The organism is Curtobacterium sp. MCSS17_016, assembly GCF_003234255.2.
Taxonomy (GTDB): Bacteria; Actinomycetota; Actinomycetes; order Actinomycetales; family Microbacteriaceae; genus Curtobacterium; species Curtobacterium flaccumfaciens.
Window position 1 is genome coordinate 2,096,738 of record NZ_CP126254.1, and the last position, 25,387, is coordinate 2,122,124.

Sequence of the window (25,387 nt, forward strand, 5' to 3'; positions counted from 1 at the left end):
CAGCCTACGGGTTCTGGCCGAGCACCCGGTCGTAGACCTGCCGTGTCCTGGTGGCGATCGCGTCCCAGGTGAACTCGGTCTCGACACGGAGCCGTCCGGCGCGTCCCATGAGCTTCGCCAGCCCCTCGTCGGCGAGCACCTCGGTGAGGGTCGCGGCGAGGTCGGCCACGAAGCGGTCGGGGTCGGTCGGGGTGCCGGTGCCGTCCTGCACCTGGTCGATCGGGACGATCCGACCGGTGAGCCCGTCGGCGACGACCTCGGGGATGCCCCCGGTGCCGGTGCCGACGACCGGGATGCCGCACGCCATGGCCTCGAGGTTCACGATGCCGAGCGGCTCGTAGACCGACGGGCAGACGAACACGGTGCCCGAGGACAGCACGTTCACGATCTCCTCGTGCGCGAGCATCCGGTCGATCCAGACGACGCCTTCACGTTCCGCGCGGAGGCCCTCGACGAGCTCGGTGACCTCGGCCAGGATCTCGGGGGTGTCCGGCGCGCCGGCGCACAGCACGATCTGCACGTCCGACGGCAGCGACGCCACGGCACGGAGCAGGTACGGCAGGCCCTTCTGGCGGGTGATGCGTCCGACGAACACGACGCTCGGGCGCGTCGGGTCGATGCCGAGGGCGCGCACGGCGTCCTCGTCGACGGTCGGCTTCCACGCGTCGATGTCGATGCCGTTGTAGACGACGTGGACCTTCGCGGGGTCGATCGACGGGTACGAGCGCAGGATGTCCGCACGCATGGCCTTCGAGACCGCGATGACGCCGTCGGCGTGTTCGAACGCCTCGCGCTCCATCCAGCTGGACAGGCGGTAGCCGCCGCCGAGCTGCTCGGCCTTCCACGGGCGGAGCGGCTCCAGGCTGTGGGCGGTCACGATGTGGGGGATGCCGTAGGTCAGCTGCGCGATCCGGCCCGCGGAGTTCGCGTACCAGGTGTGCGAGTGCACGAGGTCGGCACCCTCGACGTCGGCCGCGATGGCCACGTCGGTGCCGAGGGCCTGCAGCGCGCCGTTCGCCTGGCCGAGGCCGTCCGGGGTCCGGTAGCCCCACACGTCGGGTTCGTCACGGAAGGCCCCGAAGGCCCGGACACGGACTTCCGTGTCCGTCCCCGACCGCAACGCGGCGGTGAGTTCGGACACGTGGACACCCGCTCCGCCGTAGACCTCCGGCGGATACTCCCTGGTCAGCAGATCGACTCGCACTGGTTCAACGTAACCGGTTCCCAGTGCTGACGCCTACTGTGAGCGGCATGGCACCAAAGAAGGTCTTCGGCATCGTGCTCGCCGGCGGCGAGGGCAAACGACTAATGCCGCTCACGGCCGATCGCGCGAAGCCCGCCGTCCCGTTCGGCGGCAACTTCCGTCTCATCGACTTCGCACTGTCGAACCTGGTCAACTCCGGTCTGCAGAAGATCGTCGTCCTGACCCAGTACAAGTCGCACAGTCTCGACCGGCACGTCGCGGAGACATGGCGCATGGAGGGGCTGCTCGGCTCCTACGTCGCGTCCGTCCCCGCGCAGCAGCGGCTCGGCAAGCGCTGGTTCGCCGGCTCGGCCGACGCGATCCTGCAGTCGCTCAACCTGCTGCGCGACGAACGCCCCGACATCGTGGTCGTCGTCGGTGCGGACCACGTGTACCGGATGGACTTCCACCAGATGGTCGAGGCGCACATCGCCTCCGGCCGCAGTGCCACGGTGGCGGCGATCCGTCAGCCGATCGGGCTCGCCGACCAGTTCGGCGTGATCCAGGTGGCCGACGACGACCCGACGAAGATCGATGCGTTCCTCGAGAAGCCGAAGGACGCGATCGGTCTGGCCGACTCCCCCGGCGAGATCCTGGCCTCGATGGGCAACTACGTCTTCAACGCGGACGCCCTCGTCGACGCGGTCCTGCGCGACGGCCAGCTCGAGACGTCCGCGCACGACATGGGCGGCGACATCGTCCCCGACTTCGTCAACCGCGGTGACGCCGGGGTGTACGACCTGCAGCGCAACGAGGTCCCCGGGTCCACCGACCGCGACAAGTACTACTGGCGCGACGTGGGCACGATCGACTCGTTCTTCGACGCCCACATGGACCTCATCGCCCCGGTCCCGGTCTTCAACCTGTACAACCAGGACTGGCCGATCTTCAACCAGCAGACGAACCTGCCGCCGGCGAAGTTCGTCCGCGACGCGAACGGCAACACCGGGTCCACGGTGGACTCGCTCGTGTCGCTCGGCTGCCTGGTGTCGGGTGCGCAGGTCGAGCGCAGCATGATCGGGCCCTGGTGCTCGATCGACTCCGGCGCAAAGGTCCTCGACTCGATCGTGTTCGAGCGCGCCACCATCGGCGCCGGCGCGGTCGTCAACCGCGCCATCCTCGACAAGGACGTCGTCATCGCACCGGGCGCGCAGGTCGGCGTCGACCGCGAGGCCGACGAGGCACGCGGCTTCACCGTCACCGAGTCGGGGATCACCGTGGTCGGCAAGGGCGTCAGCGTCGACGCGTAGGCAAGCAGACACCCGGGCGCAGCCCCGGACGGACGGCCTGGAGGCACGGCTCGCGTCACGGACGCGGCCGTGCCTTTCGTCAGTCGGTACCGTTGGTGCGTGCCCCGCTTCCTCGTCGTCCTCGATGCCGATTCCACGCTCCTCGAGGACGAGGTGATAGAACTGCTCGCCGACAGCGCCGGGACCCGGCCACAGGTGGCGGCGATCACGGAGCGCGCCATGCGCGGGGAACTCGACTTCGCCGAGAGCCTCCGGGAGCGTGTCGCGACGCTTGCGGGCCTCCAGGCAGACGTCTTCGTCCGCGCACAGCAGGCGGTCCGTGTGACGCGGGGCGCCGACCAGCTCGTCCGTGGGGTGCACGCCGCAGGCGGCACCGTCGGCGTGGTGTCGGGCGGGTTCCACGAGGTGCTCGACCCGTTCGCCGAGCAGCTCGGCCTCGACCACTGCCGGGCGAACCGCCTCGAGGTCACCGACGGCGTGCTCACCGGCCGCGTGCTCGGCGACGTGGTCGACGCGCACGCCAAGGCCGTCGCGCTCCGCGAGTGGGCGGACGCCGACGGGGTCGACCCGGCACGGACCATCGCCATCGGCGACGGCGCGAACGACCTCGAGATGATGCGCGTCGCCGCGCTGTCGGTGGCGTTCGACGCGAAGCCGCGCGTGCGGGAGCAGGCGGACGTCGCGGTCGTCGACCGTGACCTGTCCGCCGTGCTCGCGACGCTCGGTCTGCGCGGCTGATCAGTCCGGGGGCTAGTGGCCCATCCCGAGGCCGCCGTCGACCGGGATGATCGCACCGGAGACGTACCCGGCGCCGTCGCTCGCCAGGAACAGCGTGGCGTCGGCGACGTCGTCGACCGTGCCGTAGCGGGCGGCCGGGATCGCCTTCTTGAACTCGGCCTGCAGCTCCTCGGAGAGCGCGGCGGTCATGTCCGTCTGGATGAAGCCGGGCGCCACGACGTTGGCGGTGATGCCGCGCGAACCGAGCTCACGCGTGATCGACCGGGCCATGCCGACCAGGGCAGCCTTCGAGGACGCGTAGTTGACCTGGCCGATCTGGCCGTAGGCGCCCACGACGCTCGACATCAGCACGATGCGGCCGAACTTGGCCTTCATCATGCCCTTCGTGGCGCGCTTGACGACGCGGAAGGTGCCCGTGAGGTTCGTGTCGACGACGCTGGTGAAGTCGTCCTCGGACATGCGGAGGAGCAGCTGGTCGTTCGTGATGCCGGCGTTCGCGACGAGGACCTCGATCGGACCGAGCTCGGCCTCGACCTGCGTGAACGCGGCGTCGACGGAAGCCGTGTCGGTGATGTCGGCCTGCACCGTCAGCGCGCCCTCGGGACCACCCTGACCGCTGCGCGACGTCACGGCGACCCGGTGGCCGGCTGCGACGAACCGCTCGGCCAGCGCGTGGCCGATGCCGCGGTTGCCGCCGGTGATGAGGACGGTACGGGGGGTGCTCATGGTCGCTCCGTTCGGTGGGATCTGCTCGGCACGCGGTGCCGGGGACCCGGCGGACACGCCCGGACGAGCGTACCGGAGCGGACCACCCCGCCGGTTCGCGCGCGGCGCACCCACGATCGGCCCGGCGGGATTAGGCTTGACCACGGGTAGACGGAGACCATCTGTATGAAGAGCACGCACACGAGCATCACGTCGCTGCCGGACACACCGGAGCAGGACCGGGCGCACCGCCTGTCCCGCTACGTCTGGCAGATGGCCATCCGAGTGGTCCTCTTCATCTCCGCCGTACTCGTGTACTCGATCTGGCACTCGTGGCTCGCGGTCATCCCGATCGTCCTCGCCGCGGTGATCCCCTGGGTCGCCGTCGTCATCGCGAACGCCGGCAGCCGGACCGAGAGCGACATGATCTCCCCCGCCGGGTCCATCGAGCTCTACGACGCCGTCGACCCGCGCCTCCGCGAACAGCAGGAGGACGCCCGGGCCCAGGCCTACCGCGACGAGCAGGACCGCCTCCGCCAGCAGGCGCAGCACGCGCAGGACGAATGGCAGCGCAACGGCGACCGATCGAAGATGTGGGGACCCCGCTGATGGGTGCGACGTTCGACCTGCAGACCGAACCCGGTTCCACCCCGGTCTGCTCCCGCGCCGGCTGCGTGTCGACTGCCGGGTGGCGCGTGAACTGGCGCAACCCCAGGATCCACGCGATCGACCGCGTGAAGATCTGGGCCGCGTGTGAAGAACACCGCGACTTCCTCGCCGACTACCTGCGGTCCCGCTCGTTCCCGGTGCGCGTCACCGGCATGCACGAGGACGTCGACCACCTCGACGACGAGCGCGAGTCGACCGCGGCACCGAAGAACGACGTCGGGGTGCGCTCCACCGGCACCTCGCGATGACCGACGGCTTCGACCCGCAGTCCCGGTACGGCCGCAAGCATGCAGCCAAGCTGCAGCGCGCAGCCGCCGAGTCGGGTGCCCCGGCGCAGCAGCACGACCCCCGCGAACCGTTCGTCGGCTGGCGCTTCGTCCGGAGCCGCCGCTGGCTCGGCTACTTCGCGATCGCCGTCGCCTTCGCCGTCGTCTGCGCGCTGTTCGGCATGTGGCAATGGGACCGCCGCAACGAGGCCGTCCGGCAGAACGAGCAGGTCGCGCAGAACTACGACCACACCCCCGTCCCCCTCGACCGGGCGCTGCCGAAGGCCTCGAGCTGGCAGGACGAGCAGGAGTGGCTCCGGGTCTCCGTGACCGGCCGCTACGACGTCGACTCGCAGCTGCTCGTGCGCAACCGCGTGCACAACGGGCAGCCCGGGTTCGAGGTCCTGACGCCCCTGGTCACGTCCGAGGGCCGCGCCTTCATCGTCGACCGCGGGTGGGTGCCGACCGGCAACGCCCAGGACGCCCCCGACCACGTGCCCGCTCCCCCGTCGGGCGAGGTCACCGCGATCGTCCGCCTGCAGCAGAGCGAACCGCGCATCCCCGGCCGCTCCGACCCGAAGGACACCGACCAGGTGCAGTCGGTGACGCTGGCCGACGTGGCGGACAAGGTCGACGACCCGATCTGGACCGGTGCGTACGGGCAACTCGCCTCCGAGTCCCCCGCCCCGACCGAGGCCCGCCCGCTCGGCTGGGAGCGTCCGACCGCCGACACCGGGCTGCACCTGAGCTACTTCATCCAGTGGTTCCTGTTCGCCGCCGGCGGGTTCGGCTTCCTGGCGTACGTGATGGTGCAGGAGTACCGGAACCTGAACCAGGACGACCCCGAGGAGCGCGAGCGCGCCCTCGAGCGTGAACGCCGCAAGAACGCGAAGCCGAAGACCGACGCCGAGATCGAGGACGAGCTCATCGCGTCACGTCGCTGAGGCGCGGCTGAGGGCGCGCGTCAGCGCACCGTGCGCACCTCGCAACCCCGTGCGCGCTTCCGCGCACCGTGCAGCGCCACAAGCGGACACCCAGCACCCAACGCCGCACCGGATGGCGAACGCGGCACCGTGCGGACGGGAGGCGCGACGCACGACCGGCACCGCGCCTCCCGGCCGCACCGTGCGCACCCCGCAACCGCGTGCGCGCTTCCCCGCACCGTGCAGCGCCACAAACGCCCAGCACGCCACACCGCACCGGATGGCGAAACGGGCACCGTGCGGACGGGAGGCGCGACGCACGACCGGCACCGCGCCTCCAGACCGCACCGTGCGCACCTCGCAACCCCGTGCGCGCTTCCGCGCACCGTGCAGCACCACAAACGGGCACCCAGCACGCAACGCCGCACCAGACCGCGAACACCCACCGTGCGGACGGGAGGCGCGACGCACGACCGGCACCGCGCCTCCCGGCCGCACCGTGCGCACCCCGCAACCCCGTGCGCGATTCCACGCACCGTGCAGCGCCACAAACGGGCACCCAGCACGCAACCCCGCACCAGACCGCGAACACCCACCGTGCGGACGGGAGGCGCGGCGCACGACCGGCACCGCGCCTCCCGGCCGCACCGTGCGCACCTCGCAACCCCGTACGCGCTTCCGCGCACCGTGCAGCGCCACAAACGGGCACCCAGCACGCCACACCGCACCGGACCGCGAACACGGCACCGTGCGGACGGGAGACGCGAGCCGCGGCAGCTACGCGAGCTCGATGAGCTCCGCGTAGTCCTTGTTCCAGTGGTCCTCGGTGCCGTCCGGCAGCAGCAGGACGCGCTCGGGGTTGAGCGCCTCGACCGCGCCGGCGTCGTGGGACACCAGGACGACCGCCCCCTCGAAGCCGGCCAGGGCGTTGAGGATCTCCTCGCGCGAAGCCGGGTCCAGGTTGTTCGTCGGCTCGTCAAGCAGCAGGACGTTCGCGCCGGAGACCACGATCATCGCGAGCGACAGACGGGTCTTCTCGCCACCGGACAGGACGCCGGCCTTCTTGTAGCCGTCGTCGCCGGTGAACAGGAACGAGCCGAGCACCCGACGGGCCTCGGTCTCGTTGAGGTCAGTCGACGCCGACACCATGTTCTCGATCACGGTGCGGTTGATGTCGATGTTCTCGTGCTCCTGCGCGTAGTACCCGATGCGCAGACCGTGACCGGGCTGGATCTCGCCCGTGTCGGGCTGGTCGGCTCCCGCCAGGATGCGCAGCAGGGTCGTCTTGCCCGCACCGTTGAAGCCGAGGATGACCACGCGCGAACCGCGGTCGATCGCCAGGTCGACACCCGCGAAGATCTCGAGCGACCCGTAGGACTTCGACAGCCCCTCGGCCATCAGCGGAGTGCGGCCGCACGGGACCGGGGTGGGGAAGCGGATCTTCGCGACCCGGTCGGCGACGCGCTCGTCCTCGAGGCTGGCGAGGAGCTTGTCGGCACGCGCGACCATCTGGTGGGCTGCTGCGGCCTTGGACGCCTTCGCACCGAAGCGGGCGGCCTGGTCCTTGAGCGTGGCGGCCTTCTTCTCGGCGCCCGCGCGCTCCTTGCGGCGGCGCTCCTCGTCGGCGACGCGCTGCCGCTGGTACAGCTTCCAGCCCATGTTGTAGATGTCGATGGTCTGGCGGTTGGCGTCCAGGTAGAAGACGCGGTTCACGACCTCGTCGACGAGCTCGACGTCGTGGGAGATGATGATGACGCCACCGGGGTAGGTCTTCAGGTGCTCGCGGAGCCACACGACGGAGTCGGCGTCGAGGTGGTTGGTCGGCTCGTCGAGGATCATCGTCTCGGCGTCCGAGAACAGGATCCGGGCGAGTTCGATGCGGCGGCGCTGACCACCCGAGAGCGTCTTGAGCTGCTGGTCGAGGATGCGGTCGGGCAGCTTCAGGTTCGAGGCGATCGACGCCGCCTCGGCCTCGGCCGCGTAGCCACCGAGCGCATTGAACTGGTCGTCGAGGCGGCTGTAGCGCCGCATCGCCTTCTCGGCCACGGCCGCGTCGTCGCTCGCCATGTCGAGGGTCGCGAGGCGGATGCCCTCCACGAGCTCACCGAGCCCACGGGCGTCGAGGATGCGCTTCCGCGCGGTCTCCTCCGGGTCGCCGGAGCGGGGGTCCTGCGGCAGGTAGCCGATCTCCCCGCCGCGGTCGATCGTGCCGCCGTTGGGCTGCGTCTCGCCCGCGAGGGCCTTGGTCATCGTCGTCTTCCCCGCGCCGTTGCGGCCGACGAGTCCGATCTTGTCGCCCTTCTCGACACGGAAGGACACGTCTTCCATGAGGAGACGAGCTCCGACGCGGATCTCGAGTTCGTGCACGGCAAGCACAGTGGACGTCCAATCAGTTGGTGGGTTTGCACAACGGTGTGTGCGTGAGGTGCACCGCTACGCTGACGGGACCGATGGTTCCGAACGGAACCAGCAGTCCATTCTAGGAGAATCCATGACGAACGCCACCGGGTTCGCTCCCCGCGCAGTCCTCGCCGACCGTCTGCGCACGCACGGGCTGGCCACCGACGCCGCCCTCGTCGCCGGCGGAGCCCTGTTCACCGCCGCCATGGCGCAGCTCGAGGTCCCGATGTGGCCGGTCCCGATCACCGGGCAGACGCTGGCCGTCGTGCTCGTCGGCGCGACCCTCGGCGCACGCCGCGGCATGCTCTCGCTGCTCGTCTACGCCGTCGCCGGACTCGCGGGTGCCCCGTTCTTCGCCGACATGCAGGGCGGTCTGCAGGCCCTGGCCCTGCCGAGTTTCGGGTACGTCATCGGCTTCATCCCCGCCGCCGGGCTCGTCGGCTGGCTCGCCCGCCGCAACTGGGACCGCAACGTCGGCCGCGCCACCGTCGCGATGCTGCTCGCGAGTGCCATCCCGTTCGTGACCGGCCTGCCGTACCTGGCCGTGGCGCTCGGCCAGCTCGGCGCCCCGAACGACGTCCAGTCGGTGCTCGCCGCCGGCCTGTACCCGTTCATCGTCGGTGGCATCGCCAAGGCCCTCATCGCCGCCGGCATCCTGCCGCTCGCGTGGAAGGCCGTCGGTCGCCGCTGACCCGTCGCACGAGAACGGCCCCGCACCGATCGGTGCGGGGCCGTCCTGCGTCCGGCGCAGGTGACCGGCCCGGCGGTCGGTCACGACTCCCCGCCGTCCAGACGCCGAGTGGTCGCATTCCGTCGCCTGGAGCGCTGTCAGCCGACAGAACGTGACCACTCAGCGAACCTGAGCGGATGGTCGCGACCACTCGGCGGCGCGCCCCGCGCGCGGCGTGCGCATAGACGGACGGGAGGCGCGGTGCCAGCTGGCACCGCGCCTCCCGTCCGTGGTGGGTCGCGACTAGATCGCGAACCCGAGGGCGCGCATCATCTCGCGTCCGTCGTCGGTGATCCGTTCCGGACCCCACGGCGGCATCCAGACCCAGTTGATCCGGAAGGCGTCCACGATGCCGTCGAGGGCGTTCGCGGTGTCACCCTCGATGACGTCGGTCAGGGGGCAGCCGGCGCTCGTGAGCGTCATGCTGATGACGAGCGCGTTGGCGTCGTCGTCCCAGGCGAGGTCGTAGATCAGGCCGAGGTCGACGATGTTCACGCCGAGCTCCGGGTCCTGGACCTCCTTCAGGCCCTCGACGACCTCGTCGAACTTGTCGGGAGCGAGTGCGGCGATCATCAGGCCTGCGCCTCGGCGGCGGCGACCTGCACGTAGCGGTCGTAGCCCTCGTTCTCGAGGCGGTCGGCGAGCTCGGGGCCGCCCTGCTCCGCGATCTTGCCGGCGACGAACACGTGCACGAAGTCCGGCTTGATGTAGCGGAGGATGCGCGTGTAGTGCGTGATGAGCAGTACACCGAGGCCGGTTGCGGCCTTGGCGCGGTTGACGCCCTCGGAGACGATCTTCAGCGCGTCGACGTCGAGGCCGGAGTCGGTCTCGTCGAGGACGGCGAACTTCGGCTTGAGGAGCTCGAGCTGCATGATCTCGTGGCGCTTCTTCTCGCCACCGGAGAAGCCCTCGTTGACGTTGCGCTCGGCGAACGACGAGTCCATCTTCAGGTCGGCCATCGACTGGCGGAGTTCCTTGATCCAGCCACGGAGCGCCGGAGCCTCGCCGTCGATCGCCGTCTTGGCGGTGCGGAGGAAGTTCGACACCGTGACGCCGGGGATCTCGACCGGGTACTGCATCGCCAGGAACATGCCGGCACGGGCACGCTCGTCGACGCTCATCGCGAGGACGTCCTCGCCGTCGAGGGTGATCGTGCCACCGACGACGTTGTACCGCGGGTGACCGGCGATCGTGTACGCCAGGGTGGACTTGCCGGAGCCGTTCGGCCCCATGATCGCGTGGATCTCGCCCTCGTTGATGGTGAGGTCGACACCCTTCAGGATCTCCTTGGTGCCCTGATCGGTGTCGATCGAGACCTTGAGGTCACGGATTTCCAGAGTGGACATTGCGTTCCTTCGGTTGCAGCTGTGTGCGGCGTCAGCCGCGGGAAGTGTTGGGGGTGCTCAGTCGACCGGGACGACGTCCTGCACGTCGACGTAGACGTCGCCGTCGCGGACCTCGACCCGGAAGACCGGGACGGGCTCGTAGGCCGGGAAGTTCTGCGGCTTGCCGGTGGTCAGCGAGAAGCGGGACCCGTGGGCCCAGCACTCCAGCGAGTCACCCTCGACGAAGCCCTCGGCCAGCGAGATGTCGCCGTGCGTGCAGGTGTCACCGATGGCGTGGACCGTGCCGGACGAGTCCTTCACGATCGCGACCGCCGTGCCGTCGACGACCACCCGCATCGGGCTGTCCACCGCGATGTCGGCTTCGGCGCAGACCTTCTCGGCCATCAGGCGGTGGCCTGCGGAGCGGAAGCCTGCGCGGTGGCGGCCTGTGCGTCGCCCGCCTCGGCCGGTGCGGCGATGACCGAACGGCCCTCGGCCAGCTCCTGCTCGACCGCGGCGATGAGGCGTTCCTCGAGCTCGGGCGCACCGATCTTCTGGATGACCTCGACCAGGAAGCCGAGCACGACGAGGCGCCGCGCTTCTTCTTCCGGGACGCCGCGGGACTGCAGGTAGAACAGCTGCTCGTCGTCGAAGCGACCGGTCGCACTCGCGTGGCCGGCGCCCTCGATGTTGCCCGTCTCGATCTCGAGGTTCGGGATGCTGTCGGCGCGGGTGCCGTCCGTCAGCACGAGGTTGCGGTTCTGCTCGTACGAGTCGGTGCCGTCACCGGCGCGGCCGATCAGCACGTCGCCGATCCAGACGGTGTGCGCGCCCTGGCCCTGCAGCGCGCCCTTGTAGTTGACCCGACCGCGCGTGTTCGGCGCGTCGTGGTTCACGTAGACCTGCTGCTCGATGTACTGGCCGGCGTCGGCGAAGTACACGCCGTACATCTCCGTGTCAGCACCCTGCGCACCGAGGTGCGTCGAGGGGTTGACGCGGATGACGTCGCCGCCGAGCGAGACCACGACGTGCTTGAGGAAGGCGTCGCGGCCGACCTCGGCGAAGTGGGTCGAGACGTGCACCGCGTCGTCGTCCCAGTCCTGCAGGCTGACGACGGTCAGTCGTGCGTTCTGCAGCGCGACGATCTCGATGTTCTCGCTCAGCAGGGCGCTGCCGCGGTTGTCGAGCACGACGATGCCCTGGGAATTCGGCTCGGCCGTGATGACCGTGTGCGCGGCGCGGGGCTGCGACCCGAAGTCGGAACGGGTCACGGTGATGAACTCGTGCGCTTCGGTGGCCTTGATCGTGATCGCCAGGACCGCGTCACGGGCGGTCCAGGCTGCGGCCGACGCGCGGTCCTCGGGCAGGCCGGCGGAGCCGACGCGGGGGTCGTCGCTGCGACCCCACTCGACGTCGGCGCCCTCGGACTGGCGGGCGAGGTACGGGTAGGCGGATCCGTCGAGCGCGCCGTCCAGCAGCGGCTGGAGCTTGGTGAGCGGCGCGAACTTCCAGTTGACCTCTCGGCCGGTGACCTTCGGGAACGCCTCGACGTCGCCGGACTGGAACCGCTCGGAGCGGGTCTGGACCGGCACCTTCTTGTCGGGGGCGTCCCAGCCGCCGTCGGAGTGGGCTCCGGCGCCGTGCTGGGTGCCGCCCTGCGCTGCGGCAGCGGGCTCGATCGGCTGGTCGATGTGGGGAGGGGTGGTGCTGGACATCTAGCCGACGGATCCTTCCATGCTCATCTCGATGAGCTTGTTGAGTTCGAGTGCGTACTCCATCGGGAGCTCGCGGGCGATCGGCTCGATGAAGCCACGGACGATCATCGCCATCGCCTCGTCCTCGGCCATGCCGCGGGACATGAGGTAGAAGAGCTGCTCCTCGCTGACACGCGAGACCGTGGCCTCGTGTCCCAGCTGCACGTCGTCGACACGGATGTCGATCGCCGGGTAGGTGTCGCTCCGGCTGATCGTGTCGACCAGCAGGGCGTCGCAGCGCACGGTGTTGGCGGCGTGGTGCGCGGCCGGGTCGACCCGGACCTCACCGCGGTAACCCGCACGACCGCCACCACGGGCGATCGACTTCGAGACGATCGACGACGTCGTGTACGGCGCCATGTGGATCATCTTCGCGCCGGCGTCCTGGTGCTGACCGGGGCCCGCGAAGGCGACGGAGAGCGTCTCGCCCTTGGCGTGCTCGCCGGCGAGGTAGATCGACGGGTACTTCATCGTGACCTTGGACCCGATGTTGCCGTCGATCCACTCCATCGTCGCGCCCTCGTGTGCGATCGCACGCTTGGTGACGAGGTTGTAGACGTTGTTCGACCAGTTCTGGATCGTCGTGTACCGAACGCGGGCGTTCTTCTTCACGATGATCTCGACGACGGCCGAGTGCAGCGAGTCGGACTTGTAGATCGGGGCGGTGCAGCCCTCGATGTAGTGGACGTACGAGTCCTCGTCCGCGATGATCAGCGTCCGCTCGAACTGGCCCATGTTCTCGGTGTTGATCCGGAAGTAAGCCTGCAGCGGGATCTCGACGTGGACGCCCTTCGGGACGTAGACGAACGAGCCACCGGACCAGACGGCCGTGTTCAGCGCGGCGAACTTGTTGTCGCCGGCCGGGATCACGGTGCCGAAGTACTCCTCGAACAGCTTTGGGTGCTCACGGAGCGCCGTGTCGGTGTCCATGAAGATGACGCCCTGCTGCTCCAGGTCCTCGCGGATCTGGTGGTAGACGACCTCGGACTCGTACTGCGCGGCGACGCCGGCGACGAGGCGTTGGCGCTCGGCCTCGGGGATGCCGAGCTTCTCGTAGGTCGCACGGATGTCCTCGGGGAGGTCCTCCCACGACTGTGCCTGCTTCTCCGTGGAACGCACGAAGTACTTGATGTTGTCGAAGTCGATGCCCGTCAGGTCGGCACCCCACGTCGGCATCGGCTTGCGGCCGAAGAGCGACAGCCCCTTGAGGCGGTTCTTCAGCATCCACTCGGGCTCGTCCTTGAGGTTCGAGATGTCGGTGACGACCTCTTCCGAGATCCCACGACGGGCGGAGGACCCTGCCGAGTCGGAGTCGGACCAGCCGAACTCGTATTGGCCGAGCCCTTCGAGCTCGGGACGGTCGATGAGCACGTCGGACATGGTCTCCTCGTTTCCTTCTCGCGGGACAGCGTTACAGGTGTGAACCCGTGGCGTCTGGACGCCATTCCACCGCAGACCGCTGACATGCGGACCGGGTGCTGCTCCCTCGCAACGACAATGGTTCCACGCAGTCCGTGGGTTGATCGGCGATCTCGGCCCATTCGGAGCCGGCGCCTGCCTAGACTTGACTGCTGCTGAACCCTCGAATCCTACAGGTTCACTGCACGGAACAACAGGAAGGCACCACCCTCGTGACACGCGTCGGATCCCCCGTCGAGCAGGATCTCCGGACCGGACGGTGGTGGTCGCTCCCCCGCGTGGTCGACCGTCGTGTGGTCGCACTGGCCTGGGCGTCCTTCGTGGTCGAGGTCGTGCTGATCGGTACCGGAGGCCTCGTGCGCCTCACCGCGTCGGGCCTCGGATGCCCCACCTGGCCCAAGTGCACGGCAGATTCGCTGGTCTCCACGCCGGAGATGGGCATCCACGGCATCATCGAGTTCGGCAACCGTCTGCTCACCTTCGTGCTCGTGATCGTGGCCGTCGCGATGTTCCTCGCGGTCGTCCGGATGCTCCGCACGCGCCCCGAACTCTTCTGGCTCGCGTTCGCTCAGGGCGTCGCGATCCCGGTCCAGGCCGTCATCGGAGGCATGAGCGTCTGGACGAACCTGAATCCCTTCGTGGTCGGGCTGCACTTCGTCGTCTCCGCCGCCCTCACCTCGGTGACCGCTGCGCTGGTCTACCGCACGACGCACGGCCCGCGGACCGCCCAGCGGCTCGTCCCGCGCTGGTACACGGGTGTCGTCCGCGGCACCGTCGCCGCGGTCGTCGTGACCGTGCTCGTCGGCATCCTGACCACCGGCAGCGGCCCGCACGCCGGAGCCGACGCGGCCGTCGACGGTGGGCGTCTGCACCGCACCGGGTTCGACCCCGCGGTCATGGAGCACGTGCACGCCTGGCCCGCGTACGCCCTCTTCGCCCTGACCCTGGTGCTCGTCATCGGAGCCGTCCGCCTGGGCCGCCCGAGCAAGTGGCCGCTGCTGCTGCTCGTCGTCGAGTTCCTGCAGATCGCTGTCGGCCTGACGCAGGCACGCACGGGTCTGCCCGTCGGGCTCGTCGGCACGCACATGGTGCTCGCCGGGTTGCTCGTCGGTGCGGTGACCGCCGTGGTGCTGTCGACGCGGGCCTCGGCCGGCCGAGACGCCGTCCGGGAACCCATCGACGCCTGACGTCCGGGCGCGTCGTGCGCTCGACACCCGTTCTCCGACACCCCACGAGTCGTTCGACTCGTGGGGTGTCGCGTTTGTGGCGGACGTGGACGGGCGGGCGCCACGCTGCTGACGCGGAACGACACCGCCGATGTCGCACGACATCGACTTCGTAGGTCGACATCCGCACCACGCGCGGTCCGCAGCGACTCGCGTCCGCCCCGCGGCCGACGGCCGTCACGCCGGACGGGAGGCCCGTGGCGGGCCCGCACCGCGCCTCCAGGCCGCCTCGTGGCCGACGCAGGACGCCGGTGTCCTGCCGCTACGCCGCCGAACGCACGAGACGCCGCCGGGTTCGGCGGCGTCTCGGCGTGGTGGCGGCGTCGTGCCGACACGACGGCGTCAACAGGACACGACGGTGTCAACCGGACATGACGGCGTCAGCAGGACACGACGGCGTCGAATCGACACGACGGCGTCGTGCGGACCGAGCGCGCGCGGGCGCCCGCTCGCCCGCCTAGAAGGTGAAGACCTGCGGCAGCAGCGGGTCGATGCCCACGGCGATGAAGAGCAGCGTCAGGTACGTGATCGAGCTGTGGAAGACCCGCATCGGCTGCACGTGCTCGACGTGCTGGATGGCCCGCGAGTACAGGCGGTGCGACTCGACGACGAACCAGATGCCGCCGGCCAGCGCGACCACCGTGTAGAGCGGCCCCATGTGCCCGACCGGGATGAGCAGGAGCGAGCAGACGAGCGTCGCCCACGCGTAGAGCACGACCTGCAGGCCGACGACGGTGCGGCCACGGACCACGGCGAGCATCGGCACGTCGGCCGCGTCGTAGTCGTCGCGGTACTTCATCGACAGCGGCCAGTAGTGCGGCGGCGTCCACAGGAAGATCACCATGAACAGGATGACCGGGGTCCAGGTCAGCGATCCGGTGACGCCCGCCCAGCCGATGAGCACGGGCATGCAGCCGGCCGAGCCGCCCCACACGATGTTCTGCGGGGTGCGGCGCTTGAGCCACAGCGTGTAGACGAACACGTAGATGAGGATCGCGATGACGCTCAGCGCGGCGGCGAGCCAGTTCACCAGGAAGCCGAGCACCGCGGTCGACAGGATGCCGAGCACCCACGAGAACACGAGGGCCTCGCGGTCGGACAGCTCACCGGTGACGAGCGGGCGGGTGCTGGTCCGCTTCATCAGGCGGTCGATGTCGCGGTCGATGTAGCAGTTGAAGGCCGACGCCGAACCGGCCGACATCGCTCCGCCGAGCATCGTCCAGAAGACGAGCCACAGGTCGGGGACGCCGCGTTCGGCGAGGAACATCGTCGGCGCCGTGGTGACGAGCAGCAGCTCCATCACGCGCGGCTTCGTCAACGAGACGTACGCACGGACCTTGCGGGACAGCGGCGATCGGGGTCGATCGGTGTCGGGCCGGGTCACGGTGGCAGTCGGCAAGAGAACCTCAGTCTGTTCGCATCAGCTCGCACACTCGGTGGACGACTGCGACGGCGTCCGGGCATGCGCTGACCCGGAATGTCCACGGGTCCCGATCAGTTTACGGGATGGAAGCGCCGCGACGGTGCCCCGCTCCGACATCCCGGCGTGATCCGGACGCGCTCGACACGCCCGGATCGACCGTCGACGGCCACCCCGGTGTGAACATCGGGGGTCACCTGAACCCCTTCTGAGTACCGGGTCACTATGCTGGACACGCCCTCCCGCAGTGCGCGCCCCGATGACGTCGGCCGCGATGAGCCGGTCGGCCGCCGCTAGACGGCGACACGACTCGGCCCCGGGATGGCCACATGTCCGTGCGATGGCACGAGCCCTCGCACATGTCGCATCAAGAAGGGTCAACATCCAAGTGGCTGAATTCACCTGGGACGCCATCGACCGGAAGGCCGTCGACACGGCCCGCGTTCTCGCCGCCGACTCGGTCGAGGCCGCCGGCAACGGTCACCCCGGCACCGCGATGAGCCTCGCTCCGCTCGCCCACCTGCTCTTCCAGAAGGTGATGCGTCGCGACCCGAGCGACTCCACCTGGATCGGCCGCGACCGCTTCATCCTCTCCGCCGGTCACGCCTCGATCCTCCAGTACGTGCAGTTCTACCTGCACGGCTACGGGCTCGAGATCGACGACCTGCAGCACCTGCGCAAGTGGGGCTCGAAGACCCCGGGTCACCCGGAGTACGGCCACACCGACGGTGTCGAGATCACCACGGGCCCGCTCGGCCAGGGCCTCGCGTCCTCGGTCGGCTTCGCCTACGCCCAGCGCTTCGAGCGCGGCCTGTTCGACCCGGAGACCCCGGCCGGCCAGTCGCCGTTCGACCACTACACCTACGTGATCGCCGGCGACGGTGACATGCAGGAAGGCGTGACGAACGAGTCCGGCTCGCTCGCCGGCCGTCAGCAGCTCGGCAACCTCATCGCGTTCTACGACTCGAACCAGATCTCGATCGAGGACAACACCGACATCGCGTTCTCGGAGAGCGTCGCCGACCGCTACGAGGCGCTCGGCTGGCACGTCCAGATCGTCGACTGGAAGAAGACCGGCGAGTACTCCGAGGACGTCGAGGAGCTCCACGCCGCGATCGAGGCCGCCAAGCAGGTCACCGACAAGCCGTCGCTCATCGTCCTCAAGACGATCATCGGCTGGCCGTCGCCGACCAAGCAGAACTCGGGCAAGATCCACGGTTCGGCGCTCGGCGCCGACGAGATCAAGGGCCTCAAGGAGATCCTCGGCTTCGACACCGAGAAGACCTTCGAGGTCGCCCCCGAGGTCCTCGAGTACACCCGCAGCGCCGTCGCCAAGGGCCAGGCCGAGCACGCCGAGTGGCAGAAGTCCTTCGACGCGTGGGCCGCCGCCAACGCCGACAAGAAGGCGCTGTTCGACCGTGTCCAGTCGAAGGAGCTCCCGGAGGGCCTTGAAGCAGCGCTCCCGGTCTTCCCGACCGACAAGGCCGTCTCGACCCGTGCCGCTTCCGGCAAGGTGATCAACGCCATCGCGCCGCTGATGCCCGAGTTCTGGGGCGGTTCGGCCGACCTCGCCGAGTCGAACCTCACCACGATCGAGGGCGCCAAGTCCTTCGGTCCGGCCGAGGCCTCGACGTCGACGTGGAGCACCGACCCGTACGGCCGCGTGCTGCACTTCGGCATCCGCGAGCACGCCATGGGCTCGATCCTCAACGGCATCGTCCTGCACGGGAACACCCGCCCCTTCGGTGGCACGTTCCTCATCTTCAGCGACTACATGCGTCCGGCGGTCCGTCTCGCCGCGCTCATGCAGGCGCCGGCGATCTACGTCTGGACCCACGACTCCATCGCCCTCGGCGAGGACGGCCCGACGCACCAGCCGATCGAGCAGGTCTCGTCGCTCCGTGCGATCCCCGGTCTCGACGTCGTCCGCCCGGCCGATGCCAACGAGGTCGCGTACGCGTGGCTCGAGATGCTCAAGCACACCGACCGCCCGGCCGGCATCGCGCTGAGCCGTCAGAACCTCCCCGTGTTCGAGCGTGGCGAGGGTGACGCGTCCGGTGAGGTCTTCGCTTCGGCGAAGAACGTCGCCAAGGGTGCGTACATCCTGGCCGAGGCGCCCAACGGCACCCCGGACGTCATCCTCATCGCGACCGGTTCCGAGGTCCAGATCGCTGTCGATGCTCGCGAGCAGCTCAAGGCCGAGGGCATCAACGCCCGCGTCGTGAGCGCGCCGTCGATCGAGTGGTTCCGCGCCCAGTCCGAGAACTACCAGGACCAGGTTCTCCCGAAGGACGTCACCGCTCGCGTGTCGGTCGAGGCCGGCATCGCCATGAGCTGGCGCGACATCGTCGGCGACAAGGGCCGCAGCGTCTCGATCGAGCACTTCGGTGCCTCGGCCGACTACCAGACGCTCTTCAAGGAGTTCGGCTTCACGACGGAGCACGTCGTGGCCGCCGCGAAGGAATCGATCGCAGCTTCCTGACCTGCAAGGGCCGGGTCCGGTTTCCGGATCCGGCCCTTCTTCCGGGAGGCCCGGCTCGGTTCCGCCACGTGCCTCCCGTCCCCGAAACCCCGACTCACGGTCCTCACGGACCCGTCGATGAAAGAAGAAGAGAAACACATGGCTGAGAACACCCCCACCGCCGCCCTCTCCGCGGTCGGCGTGAGCATCTGGCTCGACGACCTCTCCCGCGAGCTCCTCGAAACCGGCAAGCTCACCGAGCTCATCGAGCAGAAGAACGTCGTCGGCGTGACGACGAACCCGACGATCTTCGCGTCCGCCCTCGCCAAGGGCGAGCGCTACGACTCGCAGGTCAAGGAGCTCGCCGCTGCGGGCACCGACGTCACCGACGCGATCTTCGCGATCACCACGCAGGACGTCACGAACGCCTCCGACGTCTTCAAGCCGATCTACGACGAGACCAAGGGCTTCGACGGCCGCGTCTCGATCGAGGTCGAGCCGGGCCTCGCGCACGACACCGCCAAGACCATCGAGCAGGCCAAGTTCCTGTTCGAGAAGGTCGGCAAGGAGAACGTCCTCATCAAGATCCCGGCGACGCTCGAGGGTCTCGAGGCGATCACCGAGGTCATCGGCGCCGGCATCTCCGTCAACGTCACCCTGATCTTCTCGCTCGAGCGCTACCGCGCCGTCATCGACGCGTACCTCGGTGGGCTCGAGAAGGCCAAGGCCGCCGGCCACGACCTCTCCAAGATCCACTCGGTCGCGTCCTTCTTCGTGTCGCGCGTCGACTCCGAGATCGACAAGCGCCTGGACGCCGTCGGCACCGACGAGGCCAAGGCCCTCAAGTCGAAGGCCGGCATCGCCAACGCGCAGCTCGCCTACCAGGTCTGGACCGAGGCGTTCGCCTCCGAGCGTGCCCTCGGCCTGCTCGAGTCCGGCGCCAACACGCAGCGTCCGCTCTGGGCCTCGACCGGTGTCAAGGACCCGTCGCTCCCCGACACGCTCTACGTGACCGAGCTCGCCGCCCCGAACACCGTCAACACGATGCCGGGCAAGACGCTCGACGCCACGTTCGACCACGGTGAGATCCACGGCGACGCCATCGCCGGCACGTTCGACCAGGCGCAGCAGGTCCTCGACCAGCTCGCCGCACAGGGCGTCGACTACGACGAGGTCGTCGCACTGCTCGAGAAGGAGGGCGTGGACAAGTTCAACGTCTCCTGGGGCGAGCTCGTCGACACCGTCAAGGCAGCGCTCGAGGGCGCCAAGTAGTGACGGTTTCCATCGCAGCCAGCGGCGACGCCGCGCGGGCCATCGAACAGGTGGTCCCGCGGCTCGTCGCTGACCTGGTGGCCTCGGGCATCACCGCCCAGGACGCCGATCTGTGGGGAACCACCGCCGAGGCCGAGGCGTCGAAGCGCCTCGGCTGGGTGGAGGCCGTCTCGGTCTCCCGCCCGCTCGTCGCCGAGGTGACCGCGCTGCGCGAGTCGCTCCGTGCCGAAGGGGTCGACCACGTCGTCCTCGCCGGCATGGGCGGCTCGTCCCTCGCACCCGAGGTCATCACGCGCACCGCCGGCGTGCCCCTCACGGTCCTCGACTCGACCGACCCCGCACAGGTCCGCGCGGCCGTGACGACCGACCTCGAGCGCACCGTGCTCGTGGTCTCGTCGAAGTCCGGCTCGACGCTCGAGACCGATTCGCAGCGCCGTGTCTACGAGCAGGCCTTCCGCGACGCCGGCATCGACCCGGCGCGCCGCATCGTCGTCGTCACCGACCCGGGCTCCGCCCTCGAGGCCGCTGCGACCGACGCCGGCTACCGCGTCTTCACCGCCGACTCCACGGTCGGTGGCCGCTACTCCGCGCTCACCGCCTTCGGCCTCGTGCCTTCCGGGCTCGCGGGAGCGGACATCGCCGAGCTCCTCGACGAGGCCGACGCGATCTCCGCGCTGCTCTCGGTCGACCTGGACGAGAACCCCGGGCTCGTGCTCGGTGCGGTCCTCGCGGGCACCGAACCGCTGCGCGACAAGATCGCCATCGTGCCCGACGGCACGCACATCGTCGGTTTCGGCGACTGGGTCGAACAGCTGATCGCGGAGTCGACCGGCAAGGACGGCCGCGGCCTGCTGCCCGTCGTGCTGCACGCGGACTCCCCCGAGGTCACCGCCGGCCTGCCCGACGTCCAGGTCATCCGCCTGGTCGGTTCGCGCGAGGACGAGCGTCACGTGGCCGAGGGCGAGGTCGAGATCACCGGCACGCTCGGTGGCCAGATCCTCGTCTGGGAGTACGCCGTCGCGGTCGCCGGTCGCCTGCTCGGCATCAACCCGTTCGACCAGCCCGACGTCGAGGCCGCCAAGGTCGCGACCCGCGCGCTGCTCGACGACCGCCCCGTTCCTGCCGAGCCGGCGTTCTCCGAGGACGGCATCGCCGTCCACGCGACGCCCGGACTCGCGGTCGGTGCGACGCTCTCGGAAGCTGTGTCGGGCCTCCTGTCCGCACTCGACCCGACCGGCTACGTGTCGGTGCAGGCGTACGTCGACCGCACCACCAACAGCGGTCTCGAGTCGCTGCGCGACGCGATCGCGGCGCGCACGGAGCGCCCCGTCACCTTCGGGTACGGCCCCCGGTTCCTGCACTCGACCGGCCAGTACCACAAGGGCGGCCCCGCCACGGGAGTGTTCCTGCAGATCGTGGCCGACGAAGCGGAGGACCTGGCGATCCCAGGTCGGCCGTTCACGTTCGGGCAGCTCCTCCGGGCCCAGGCAGCCGGCGACGCGAGCGTCCTCGCCGAGCACGGCCGGCCGGTCCTCACCCTCACGACGTCGGACGTCCACGCCGCCACCGCGGCGATCGCGTCCGCCGTCTCCCACTGACTCGTAAGGAGTTCACCGACTCATGTCACCGGTGGCAATCACCCCGGAGCACAACCCGCTCCGGCTGCCGACGGATCGTCGACTGAACCGGATCGCGGGACCGAGCACGCTCATCATCTTCGGCGTGACGGGCGACCTGTCACGCAAGAAGCTGATGCCCGCGGTCTACGACCTGGCCAACCGGGGGCTCCTGCCCCCGGGGTTCGCGCTCGTCGGGTTCGCTCGTCGCGACTGGGAGGACCAAGACTTCTCCCAGCTCGTCCACGACGCCGTCAAGGAGCACTCGCGCACCCCGTTCGACGAGGACGTCTGGCGTCAGCTCGAACAGGGCATCCGCTTCGTCCAGGGCTCGTTCGACGACCCCGAGGCGTTCCGCGAGCTCAAGCGCACCGTCGACGACCTCGACGCCGAGCGCGGGACGCTGGGCAACCACGCGTTCTACCTGTCCATCCCGCCGAAGATGTTCCCAGTCGTCACCGAGCAGCTGAAGCTGTCCGGGCTGACCGAGAAGCGCGAGGGCTCCTGGAGCCGCGTGGTCGTCGAGAAGCCGTTCGGTTCCGACCTCCGCACCGCGCGCGAGCTCAACGCGATCGTCGAGAGCGTCTTCGCGCCCGACGACGTGTTCCGCATCGACCACTACCTCGGCAAGGAGACCGTCCAGAACCTCCTGACGCTCCGGTTCGCGAACCAGATGTACGAACCCATCTGGAACTCGAACTACGTCGACCACGTGCAGATCACGATGGCCGAGGACATCGGCGTCGCCGGGCGTGCCGCGTACTACGACGGCATCGGTGCGGCGCGCGACGTCATCCAGAACCACCTGCTGCAGCTCCTCGCACTCACCGCGATGGAGGAACCCGTCTCGTTCAAGGCCGCAGACCTGCGTGCCGAGAAGGAGAAAGTGCTCTCCGCCGTCCGTCTGCCCGAGGACCTGTCGACCGCCACTGCCCGCGGGCAGTACGACGGCGGCTGGCAGGGCGGCGAGAAGGTGCTCGGCTTCCTCGAAGAGGCCGGGATGAACCCGGAGTCCGGTACCGAGACCTACGCGGCGATCAAGCTCGACATCGCCACGCGTCGCTGGCAGGGCGTCCCGTTCTACCTGCGCGCCGGCAAGCGTCTGGGTCGTCGTGTGACCGAGATCGCGATCGTGTTCAAGCGCGTCCCCGAGGACGTCTACGGCAACACGCAGTCCCCGCTCGGTCAGAACGCGCTCGTCATCCGTGTCCAGCCGGACGAGGGCGTCACGCTCCGCTTCGGCTCGAAGGTCCCCGGCGTCGGCACCCAGGTGCGCGACGTGACGATGGACTTCGGCTACGGCCACGCGTTCACCGAAGCATCCCCCGAGGCGTACGAGCGACTCATCCTCGACGTGCTCCTCGGTGACCCGCCGCTGTTCCCGCGGCACCAGGAGGTCGAGCTGTCCTGGAAGATCCTCGACCCCATCGAGGAGTTCTGGGCCACGCAGGGCCAGCCCGAGCAGTACCGTCCCGGCACGTGGGGTCCGGCATCCGCCGACGCCCTGCTCGCCCGCGACGGTCGGACCTGGAGGCGTCCGTGAAGATCGACATGCCCGACACAACGGTGTCGAAGATCCAGAAGAAGCTCGTCCGCATCCGTGAAGAGGGCGGCGCCGTCGCCCTCGGCCGTGTGCTGACCCTCATCATCTCGACGGCCCTCGGCCACGAGGAAGAGGCGATCGAGGCGGCCAACGAGGCGTCCCGCGAGCACCCGATGCGCGTCATCATCGTCTCGAAGAACAGCGGTGACACGAAGTCCCCCGGTCGCCTCGACGCGCAGATCCGCGTCGGCAGCGACGCGGGCGCGAGCGAGGTCATCGTCCTCCGGGCGTACGGCGAGACCGCGACCGACGAGGAGAGCCTGGTCACCGGCCTCCTGCTGCCGGACGCACCCGTCGTGGCCTGGTGGCCGCAGACCGCTCCCGAGCAGCCCGCGGCCTCGGCCCTCGGCCGCATCGCGCAGCGACGGATCACCGACGCGGCCGCGCAGAAGGACCCCAACGGCGCGATCGAGGCACTCGGTGCGTCCTACGTACCGGGCGACACCGACTTCGCGTGGACCCGTCTGACCCTGTGGCGGAACCAGCTCGCCGCGGCGCTCGACCAGCCGCCGTACGAGCCGATCACCGCCGTCGAGGTCTCCGGAGCGTCCGACAGCCCGTCGACGATCCTCCTCGCCGCCTGGCTGCAGCTGCAGCTCCAGGTGCCGGTGTCCGTCGTCACGTCGCCGCGCGCGACGGGGTCGAGCGGCATCCACGGTGTGAAGCTCGTCCGTGAGTCCGGCACCATCGAGCTCGAGCGTTCCCTGGTGGACGTCGCCACGCTCTCGATGCCCGGGCAGCCGACGCACGACCTGTCGCTGCCACGCCGCAACCTGCGCGACTGCCTGGCCGAGGAACTCCGTAGACTCGACCCGGACGTCCTCTTCGGAGACGTCGTCAAGCACGGGGTGCCCCAGCTGCGCGAGACCATCGCCCGCTGATCAACACCCCACACGGTCGGGCCGCCTGTCTGGTGCAGGCGGCCCGACCGGACCGAAGGCGGTCGGACGACCGGTCGGCCGCCACGAACACGGGAGTCACGTGACCAACGAACGGCGGGTGCTCGTGCACCCGGACAAGCAGGCCCTCGGCGCTTCGGTCGCCGCACGCTTCATCACCAAGATCATCGACGTGCTCGACGAGCAGGAGCGCGCCGACATCGCGATCAGCGGTGGTTCGGTGTCCTCCCTGGTCCTCGCCGCGATCGGCCAGTCGCCGGCGCGCGAGAGCGTCGACTGGTCGAAGGTGCACGTCTGGTGGGTCGACGAACGCTGGGTTCCGGCGGATGACGCCGACCGCAACACGATCGGCACACAAACCGACTTCTTCGACCACGTCGACATCCCCGCGTCGAACATCCACCCGATGCCGGCGTCGGACGGCGGGCTCGACATCGAGGCCGCTGCGACCCAGTACGAGCGCGAGCTGCAGGACGCCGCGCCCGAGGGTGCCGTCGCTCCGCGCTTCGACATCACGCTGCTTGGCGTCGGTCCAGACGGACACACCGCCTCGCTCTTCCCGGAGTTCCCGCAGCTCACCGTCACCGACCGTGCCGTCGTGTCGGTCGACGACTCCCCCAAGCCGCCGCCGCAGCGTCTGACCGTCACCTTCCCGGTGATCAACGCCTCGCAGCGCGTCTGGGTGATCCTTTCCGGTGCCGAGAAGGCATCGGTCCTCGGGCTGGCCCTCGCCGGTGCGTCGATCGAGGACGTCCCCGTCGGTGGCGTGCAGGGTCGCAAGCGCACCGTCTTCTTCGTGGACCAGGACGCCGCACGCGACGTCCCCGAGAACCTGATCGCGTCGACGTACTAGACGCGCGTTCCTGACGGACGGGAGGCCCGGTGCCAGCTGGCACCGGGCCTCCCGTCCGTCTGTGGTCGCGCCCACTGCGCGCCGCGCCCGAGCGCCTGAGTCGAGGGGGCACGAACTGTCGGCCGCGGGCGCCCCAGGCGACGGTTCGTGCCACCGCCGCGCACCGCACGCGGCGTGTCGTGACCACTCGGCGAACCGCCGCTCCGCGCGGCACCTCGGCGCCGAGCGACGCCGAGCGGTCACGACTCCCCGCCGGCACGACGCCGAGTGGTCACGAACTGTCGCTTGCGGGCGCCGCAGGCGACGGTTCCCGCCACCTCGGCGTACCGCACGCGGCGTGTCGTGACCCCTCGGTGAACCTGCACCCCGCGCGGCACCCGGACGCGGCACCCCGGCGCCGAGCGGTCGCACCGCCCCGCCGGCACGACGCCGAATGGTCACGAACTGTTGGCCGCGGGCGACGGTTCGTGCCACCACGACGCACCGCACGCGGCGTGTCGTGACCACTCGGCGAACCGGCACTCGGCGCGGCACCCGGCACCAAACGGCCGCGACTCCCCGACGGCACGACGCCGAGTGGGCACGAACTGTCGGTTGCGGCGCCTGCAACCGACG

General features: G+C 69.7%; 22 protein-coding genes. 13 read left to right on the forward strand and 9 right to left on the reverse strand.

All coding sequences use genetic code 11. The annotated features are described in order from the left end of the window. Positions 1–4: 4 nt before the first annotated feature. Positions 5–1,204, reverse strand: a complete 1,200-nt coding sequence (gene glgA, locus DEJ19_RS09980; protein WP_071403766.1) for a glycogen synthase — start codon at positions 1,202–1,204, stop codon at positions 5–7. Between the two features lie 47 nt (positions 1,205–1,251). On the opposite strand from glgA, the gene DEJ19_RS09985 reads away from it, so the two are divergent. Then, the gene (locus tag DEJ19_RS09985) at positions 1,252–2,493 is read left to right on the forward strand and encodes a glucose-1-phosphate adenylyltransferase (RefSeq protein WP_111232961.1); all 1,242 of its coding nucleotides are present in this window, start codon (positions 1,252–1,254) and stop codon (positions 2,491–2,493) included. Positions 2,494–2,592: 99 nt separating this feature from the next. Beyond that, positions 2,593–3,231, forward strand: a complete 639-nt coding sequence (serB, locus tag DEJ19_RS09990; RefSeq protein ID WP_111039106.1) for a phosphoserine phosphatase SerB — start codon at positions 2,593–2,595, stop codon at positions 3,229–3,231. A 12-nt stretch (positions 3,232–3,243) separates the two neighbouring features. Here serB and fabG read toward each other — a convergent pair whose 3' ends face one another. After that, on the reverse strand, positions 3,244–3,957 hold the full coding sequence (gene fabG, locus DEJ19_RS09995) for a 3-oxoacyl-ACP reductase FabG (RefSeq protein WP_071403764.1): 714 nt from the start codon (positions 3,955–3,957) through the stop codon (positions 3,244–3,246). A 165-nt stretch (positions 3,958–4,122) separates the two neighbouring features. On the opposite strand from fabG, the gene DEJ19_RS10000 reads away from it, so the two are divergent. The 3 genes from DEJ19_RS10000 to DEJ19_RS10010 are packed head-to-tail and all read left to right on the forward strand — an operon-like array spanning position 4,123 to position 5,815. Next, on the forward strand, positions 4,123–4,545 hold the full coding sequence (locus DEJ19_RS10000) for a DUF3099 domain-containing protein (RefSeq protein WP_051596733.1): 423 nt from the start codon (positions 4,123–4,125) through the stop codon (positions 4,543–4,545). After that, positions 4,545–4,853 (forward strand): hypothetical protein, encoded by a 309-nt coding sequence (locus DEJ19_RS10005; protein ID WP_371830589.1) that lies wholly within the window; start codon positions 4,545–4,547, stop codon positions 4,851–4,853. Before DEJ19_RS10000 ends, DEJ19_RS10005 begins: the two co-directional genes overlap by 1 nt. Continuing rightward, on the forward strand, positions 4,850–5,815 hold the full coding sequence (locus tag DEJ19_RS10010; RefSeq protein ID WP_111232962.1) for an SURF1 family cytochrome oxidase biogenesis protein: 966 nt from the start codon (positions 4,850–4,852) through the stop codon (positions 5,813–5,815). Before DEJ19_RS10005 ends, DEJ19_RS10010 begins: the two co-directional genes overlap by 4 nt. Positions 5,816–6,571: 756 nt before the next feature. On the opposite strand, the gene DEJ19_RS10015 is transcribed toward DEJ19_RS10010, so the two are convergent. Beyond that, the gene (locus DEJ19_RS10015; RefSeq protein WP_111232963.1) at positions 6,572–8,170 is read right to left on the reverse strand and encodes an ABC-F family ATP-binding cassette domain-containing protein; all 1,599 of its coding nucleotides are present in this window, start codon (positions 8,168–8,170) and stop codon (positions 6,572–6,574) included. 115 nt (positions 8,171–8,285) lie between these two features. Between DEJ19_RS10015 and DEJ19_RS10020 the strand changes: the two genes are divergently transcribed. Next, positions 8,286–8,885, forward strand: a complete 600-nt coding sequence (locus DEJ19_RS10020; protein WP_111094281.1) for a biotin transporter BioY — start codon at positions 8,286–8,288, stop codon at positions 8,883–8,885. A 282-nt stretch (positions 8,886–9,167) separates the two neighbouring features. On the opposite strand, the gene DEJ19_RS10025 is transcribed toward DEJ19_RS10020, so the two are convergent. Genes DEJ19_RS10025 through sufB form a run of 5 tightly spaced genes read right to left on the reverse strand, consistent with a single transcriptional unit; the run spans position 9,168 to position 13,383 of the window. After that, positions 9,168–9,497, reverse strand: coding sequence for a metal-sulfur cluster assembly factor (locus DEJ19_RS10025; RefSeq protein ID WP_017887270.1), 330 nt, complete (start codon positions 9,495–9,497; stop codon positions 9,168–9,170). Then, complete coding sequence (gene sufC, locus DEJ19_RS10030) at positions 9,497–10,270, reverse strand: Fe-S cluster assembly ATPase SufC (protein WP_071403760.1); 774 nt, start codon at positions 10,268–10,270, stop codon at positions 9,497–9,499. Before sufC ends, DEJ19_RS10025 begins: the two co-directional genes overlap by 1 nt. A gap of 57 nt (positions 10,271–10,327) precedes the next feature. Next, the gene (locus DEJ19_RS10035; RefSeq protein WP_371830590.1) at positions 10,328–10,654 is read right to left on the reverse strand and encodes a non-heme iron oxygenase ferredoxin subunit; all 327 of its coding nucleotides are present in this window, start codon (positions 10,652–10,654) and stop codon (positions 10,328–10,330) included. Further along, positions 10,654–11,964, reverse strand: a complete 1,311-nt coding sequence (gene sufD / locus DEJ19_RS10040; RefSeq protein ID WP_111232964.1) for a Fe-S cluster assembly protein SufD — start codon at positions 11,962–11,964, stop codon at positions 10,654–10,656. Before sufD ends, DEJ19_RS10035 begins: the two co-directional genes overlap by 1 nt. After that, positions 11,965–13,383: a Fe-S cluster assembly protein SufB gene (gene sufB / locus DEJ19_RS10045; protein WP_111232965.1), complete on the reverse strand. Its 1,419-nt coding sequence runs from the start codon at positions 13,381–13,383 to the stop codon at positions 11,965–11,967. It lies immediately after the preceding gene. Positions 13,384–13,634: 251 nt separating this feature from the next. Between sufB and DEJ19_RS10050 the strand changes: the two genes are divergently transcribed. Continuing rightward, positions 13,635–14,609 (forward strand): COX15/CtaA family protein, encoded by a 975-nt coding sequence (locus DEJ19_RS10050; RefSeq protein ID WP_071403756.1) that lies wholly within the window; start codon positions 13,635–13,637, stop codon positions 14,607–14,609. 496 nt (positions 14,610–15,105) lie between these two features. Here DEJ19_RS10050 and DEJ19_RS10055 read toward each other — a convergent pair whose 3' ends face one another. Continuing rightward, positions 15,106–16,032, reverse strand: coding sequence for a heme o synthase (locus DEJ19_RS10055; RefSeq protein ID WP_071403755.1), 927 nt, complete (start codon positions 16,030–16,032; stop codon positions 15,106–15,108). A 424-nt stretch (positions 16,033–16,456) separates the two neighbouring features. Between DEJ19_RS10055 and tkt the strand changes: the two genes are divergently transcribed. From tkt to pgl, 6 genes are all read left to right on the forward strand, one after another. Further along, the gene (gene tkt / locus DEJ19_RS10060; RefSeq protein WP_111232966.1) at positions 16,457–18,550 is read left to right on the forward strand and encodes a transketolase; all 2,094 of its coding nucleotides are present in this window, start codon (positions 16,457–16,459) and stop codon (positions 18,548–18,550) included. A 138-nt stretch (positions 18,551–18,688) separates the two neighbouring features. Next, entirely contained in the window at positions 18,689–19,801 is a 1,113-nt protein-coding gene (tal, locus tag DEJ19_RS10065; protein ID WP_111232967.1) for a transaldolase, read from the forward strand. Further along, positions 19,801–21,399, forward strand: coding sequence for a phosphoglucose isomerase-related protein (locus DEJ19_RS10070; protein ID WP_111232968.1), 1,599 nt, complete (start codon positions 19,801–19,803; stop codon positions 21,397–21,399). The genes tal and DEJ19_RS10070 overlap by 1 nt, the downstream gene beginning before the upstream one ends. Before the next feature lie 22 nt (positions 21,400–21,421). Next, positions 21,422–22,960, forward strand: a complete 1,539-nt coding sequence (gene zwf, locus DEJ19_RS10075) for a glucose-6-phosphate dehydrogenase (RefSeq protein WP_027465683.1) — start codon at positions 21,422–21,424, stop codon at positions 22,958–22,960. Continuing rightward, on the forward strand, positions 22,957–23,901 hold the full coding sequence (locus tag DEJ19_RS10080; RefSeq protein ID WP_027465684.1) for a glucose-6-phosphate dehydrogenase assembly protein OpcA: 945 nt from the start codon (positions 22,957–22,959) through the stop codon (positions 23,899–23,901). The genes zwf and DEJ19_RS10080 overlap by 4 nt, the downstream gene beginning before the upstream one ends. A gap of 100 nt (positions 23,902–24,001) precedes the next feature. Then, a complete protein-coding gene (gene pgl, locus DEJ19_RS10085) occupies positions 24,002–24,772 on the forward strand; it encodes a 6-phosphogluconolactonase (protein ID WP_027465685.1) in 771 nt (256 codons plus the stop codon). Positions 24,773–25,387: the final 615 nt, after the last annotated feature.

Coding starts and splice junctions, on each gene's coding strand:
- sufC (WP_071403760.1), bottom strand. CDS start 10,270: ATGTCCACTCTGGAAATCCGTGACCTCAAGGTCTCGATCGACACCGAT.
- DEJ19_RS09985 (WP_111232961.1), top strand. CDS start 1,252: ATGGCACCAAAGAAGGTCTTCGGCATCGTGCTCGCCGGCGGCGAGGGC.
- DEJ19_RS10010 (WP_111232962.1), top strand. CDS start 4,850: ATGACCGACGGCTTCGACCCGCAGTCCCGGTACGGCCGCAAGCATGCA.
- DEJ19_RS10020 (WP_111094281.1), top strand. CDS start 8,286: ATGACGAACGCCACCGGGTTCGCTCCCCGCGCAGTCCTCGCCGACCGT.
- DEJ19_RS10000 (WP_051596733.1), top strand. CDS start 4,123: ATGAAGAGCACGCACACGAGCATCACGTCGCTGCCGGACACACCGGAG.
- DEJ19_RS10005 (WP_371830589.1), top strand. CDS start 4,545: ATGGGTGCGACGTTCGACCTGCAGACCGAACCCGGTTCCACCCCGGTC.
- tal (WP_111232967.1), top strand. CDS start 18,689: ATGGCTGAGAACACCCCCACCGCCGCCCTCTCCGCGGTCGGCGTGAGC.
- sufD (WP_111232964.1), bottom strand. CDS start 11,964: ATGTCCAGCACCACCCCTCCCCACATCGACCAGCCGATCGAGCCCGCT.
- DEJ19_RS10025 (WP_017887270.1), bottom strand. CDS start 9,497: ATGATCGCCGCACTCGCTCCCGACAAGTTCGACGAGGTCGTCGAGGGC.
- sufB (WP_111232965.1), bottom strand. CDS start 13,383: ATGTCCGACGTGCTCATCGACCGTCCCGAGCTCGAAGGGCTCGGCCAA.
- zwf (WP_027465683.1), top strand. CDS start 21,422: ATGTCACCGGTGGCAATCACCCCGGAGCACAACCCGCTCCGGCTGCCG.
- DEJ19_RS10035 (WP_371830590.1), bottom strand. CDS start 10,654: ATGGCCGAGAAGGTCTGCGCCGAAGCCGACATCGCGGTGGACAGCCCG.
- fabG (WP_071403764.1), bottom strand. CDS start 3,957: ATGAGCACCCCCCGTACCGTCCTCATCACCGGCGGCAACCGCGGCATC.